The organism is [Clostridium] symbiosum ATCC 14940 (genome assembly GCF_000466485.1).
In the GTDB taxonomy this organism is placed as follows: Bacteria; Bacillota; Clostridia; order Lachnospirales; family Lachnospiraceae; genus Otoolea; species Otoolea symbiosa.
On record NZ_KE992978.1, the window covers coordinates 1 to 4,074 of the forward strand.

General features: G+C 51.0%; 3 protein-coding genes and 1 riboswitch. All 3 genes read right to left on the minus strand.

Annotation, left to right across the window (positions count from 1 at the left end; translation table 11 throughout):
• Nucleotides 1-120: 120 nt before the first annotated feature.
• The 3 genes from CLOSYM_RS16355 to CLOSYM_RS16365 all read right to left on the minus strand — a co-directional run bounded on the left by CLOSYM_RS16355 (nucleotide 121) and on the right by CLOSYM_RS16365 (nucleotide 3,494).
• Nucleotides 121-1,344: a TroA family protein gene (locus CLOSYM_RS16355; RefSeq protein ID WP_003499289.1), complete on the minus strand. Its 1,224-nt coding sequence runs from the start codon at nucleotides 1,342-1,344 to the stop codon at nucleotides 121-123.
• Nucleotides 1,344-2,327, minus strand: coding sequence for an iron transport-associated domain protein (locus tag CLOSYM_RS16360; RefSeq protein WP_021642969.1), 984 nt, complete (start codon nucleotides 2,325-2,327; stop codon nucleotides 1,344-1,346). The genes CLOSYM_RS16355 and CLOSYM_RS16360 overlap by 1 nt, the downstream gene beginning before the upstream one ends.
• Nucleotides 2,328-2,459: 132 nt before the next feature.
• Nucleotides 2,460-3,494 (minus strand): sirohydrochlorin cobaltochelatase, encoded by a 1,035-nt coding sequence (locus CLOSYM_RS16365; RefSeq protein WP_044902649.1) that lies wholly within the window; start codon nucleotides 3,492-3,494, stop codon nucleotides 2,460-2,462.
• A 300-nt stretch (nucleotides 3,495-3,794) separates the two neighbouring features.
• Nucleotides 3,795-4,000, minus strand: a riboswitch (cobalamin riboswitch).
• Nucleotides 4,001-4,074: the final 74 nt, after the last annotated feature.

Sequence of the window (4,074 nt, forward strand, 5' to 3'; positions counted from 1 at the left end):
CCGGGGACGGAAGACTCAGGCGAAGGTTTTCGCGGCACCGGACCCGGTCCGTTCCGGGCGCTGCCTGCGGCGGCGTCCTCACCCGTCTTATGCGGATAACGCAGTGATCCACAGGCAGGATTATTCCAGACGGTACAGATAAACCATCTCTGCCGGATCGGGGTTCTCCTCGGTCAGAATTCTGCGGATATCCAGAATCATATCCCCCAGGCCCATTGTTTCCTGAAAAAGATTCTTTTCCGTACACCAGACGTTTCCCTCCTTCACCGCTTTAAAATCAGCCAGCAGGCTGCTCTTAGCCAAAAGCTCATTTAAAGATTTGAGCTCCCCGTCAATGGTGCTGTTGTATATCAAATAATCCGCATCTTTTACCGACGCATAAAATGCTTCCATCTGCATATTCATCGTAGACAGCGCATTTTCATTCTCCATGAGATTGTCGGGAACATAGCTGCCGCCTGCCATTTCAATGATTTTAGCCACGTAGTCGCTTGATTTTCTTACATTTACATATCCGTTGGAGCTGACGTAAAAAAACGCCACGGTCCTGCCAAGCGGCTTTCCGGCATCGAGGTTTCCGAGCTGCTTTAGCTGTTCATCAAACAGCTCTTTTGCCAGCTCCTCTTTGCCCAGCAGCACGCCATACAGCTTCAGCCACTCCATTCTGCCGAGGGGATGGCTCTCATAGCTGGAGCGTTCCACAAGCACGGGGATTCCAAGCTGTTCCAGCTGTTCCTTCACCTCGGGGGCATGGTGAATCATCGTGGATTCGATTGCCAGATCACAGGATTTTGAGAGGATCAGCTCGTAATCCGGGGCATTGTATTTCCCCGCATAAATCATTTTCCCCTCCTCCATCGCCGCTTTTGCCTCCTCTATATACCAGCCTGAGGCATCGGTTCCGGAAAGTGTGATCTGGCTGATACCATCCAGGCAACGCATCGAATCCATGGCTGACGTCGCTGCCAGGTAAATATGGCTGAGAGGCTGTCTGATTACCGTGATGTCATCCGAAAGGCCCTTTGGCGGCTCTTTCCCGGCCGGAACGACGAGATAGCTGCCGCTGTCCTTAATCGTAATCAGCGCACAGCCGTTGTCATAATAGTCAACGGAAAACTGGTCTGCATAGAGTAATTCCATGCTGTGATCAATTTTGGCGGTTTGAATCTCCTCCGGGCTGCCGTGAACCGTATTGCCCTGAACCGCGCTGTCTTGAGCCGCACTTCCCTGAACTGCGCTGCCTCCGGCCGGATTACCCGGTGCAGCGCATCCGCATGCACCTGCCGCTATCAGTCCTGTGGCGGCAATTGCGCTTAAAAACCGTACTAATCTGTTTCTTCCCATCATTCTGCCTTCTTAATCGTCGATGAATCAAATGCCAGCGTATAATCGATCTCATGAGGCTCACTCATGGCTATCGTATCCGCGATAACCGGTATTTTCCAGTCAAATCCGGTTACCGGAATTTCAAAGGCCGAATTGCCCTCCGCATTTACTGTCTCATATTTAACATCATCAACTTTCATATAGTCGTAATTTGCACTCCCCCAGACGATGGTGGCAAATGCCTGTCCATTCTTTACCCGGAGCCGGGCCGGAGACTCTACAGAAGCCCTTCCCGAACCTCCGCCCAGTGTCACCTCCGCCGTATAGATACCGTCTTTGAGCGCCAGGCTTTCCACTGTCGTAATTTTCCCGTCGGCAATGGCGTCGGCCGGAAGAGAATCGGCCCGGAATACAAGAACCCGGTCATACCACTTCTCTTTCTTTTTGCTGAATGCACTGCAGTCGATCCCCATATCCAGCGCCCCCACCGGAACCTGAAAGGTATGAAGTCCATCCTCTGTTTCCCTATATGGGATAAAATCCTCTTCTCCTGCTTTGGCCGCTTCCTCCCCGGTCCCCATAAACAGCTTTAAATAACCGGTTCCGCCCATCGTCATGACCGCGGTCATCCGGCCATCTCTGACCGTCAGCTCACATCCGGTAACCTGGAACATATTAGAACTGGAGTCCACCTTTACAGGATAAACGCCGTCCTTTATCTCCCCGGCGTACACCGGCTCCATATCCTCATCCGCCACATTAATCCGGCTGCTTGTCTCTTCCCCCGCAGCCACCCGGCCTGCTCCGTCCTTCCCTTTATCTCCCTGGATTTCCTCAGGCTCCTCTGAAGCAGCCGTCTCAGACAGCCCAGTCCCTGTACCCGTTACGGTTTCTGCCGCCGTTGTCTCAGTCCCCGGCGAAGTCGTACGCAGGCTGCAGCCTGCCGCCATCAGGCTGAAAGCGATGATTAGAACCGGCCATCCTCGTTTCTGAATTTTCATAAAATACCTCACTTCTAAAAGGGCGATCAGCAAATTGCTCCGACCGCCCCTTATTTTCTCTTATTGATTTGACTGCCTTTTTCTTTTTGGCTTTCTTCTACTTTAGCTTTCTTTTATGCGTTTAACTTTCCTCTATTTTGACAGGCTGTCCATTGCCGCCTGTGCATGCTCTACAAATAACTGCTGGATTGGTTCCATCTCCCCGAGTCCTCTCAGCAGACATGTCACCTCATATCCGGCGCCCTCAAAGACATTCTTCCAGGATCCCTCATCGTCCCCTGCCATATCATTATTGGCGTGATCTCCGGCAACGATCATTAAAGGCTCCAGAACCACCCTTTTATAGCTTCCCTTTTTGACTTCGGCAAGCACATCCTCAACGGTCGGCGCCGCTTCCACCGTACCGATATAGTAATTCTCATGCCCGGCCTCTTTCAGCATGTCCTGCATTTTTGCATAAACCTGATTGGACTCGGCCTCAGTGCCATGGCCCATAAAGCAGATAGCAGTTTCACCGTCGTCGTACTCTGCGGTTGCCTCTGTTATGGCCTTCATCACAGCCTTGAAATCATCGTCTGAAGTGAGCAGCGGCTCTCCTACCGCCACCTTCTCAAATGCATCGGAATACTCAGCCACTTCATTAACCAAATCGTTATATTCCAGTCCGTTCATCAAATGAGTCGGCTGGATTACAAGATTCTTCACACCGTTGTCAGCCGCCCGGCCAAGAGCTTCCCCCACATTGTCAATCGTGACATTATCCCGTGACTTCACATGGTCAATGATGATCTGGCTGGTAAAGCCTCTTCTCACAGAGTAGTCCGGAAATGCCTTCTCCATCGCGTTTTCGATGGCGCCCACCGTAAAACGTCTGTTGTCATTAAAGCTGGTTCCAAAGCTGACAACCAAAAGCTCATTTTCTCCGATTTCATCCTGGTTTCTGGTATTGTCCAATGAAGCGTCCCCCGTATCGTAGTTCTCTTCGTCCTCTTTGGCTTCCTCTGCTGCCTCCGCGCTCTCATCCGCTTCCGTCTCAGGAGCCGCCGTCTCATCCGCCGTACCGGCTGCCTCAGCCGCAGTTTCCTTCTGCCCTGCTGAACACCCCGTCACCAGCGCCGCCGCCAGCGCCACAGATGCAAATAATACTGCCAGTTTTTTGATTTTCATGTTTCTTCCTCCTTTTTCCTGTATCACATTATCGGTTCAGGTCAAGTACGGAATTTTCCATTAAAGAATCTGCTGAAGTCTCAACCGGCATCTGATGCGCAATGACGCGCAGCAGTAAATTTCATTTCTCTGGGCGTGTCATTGCACAGAGCTATATACTCTGCAGGACAAAGCGTGCCTGAAAATTTTTCCAGCACCCGTTTCCTGCACAGTTTAAAAATCCGTCACCGTTTGAGTCAGAGATTCCCGGCTAAAAGCCGTTAATCGGCACAACCAATTACTCGTGATTTGGAAAATATATTCCTGTACCAACAGACGGCAGGTTTCCTGACTTGTCTATCAACACGTATAACCGCCTTCCCAAACCAAACGGCTCAGTGGCTTACAATGACACAGATTATACGCTCCTTACTTACAGTGACGAGATCGTACAGGCATTTCACCTGTTTCCCTTTTACCCACTGTCCGCACAGGCGGACAGCGGCACCGGCTGCTCTTAACTCGATATGTTTTCTATCCTACCACTTTAATGGAAAAAATGCAATAAGATGGAGATTTAGTTAAGCAGGTGAGGACGCCG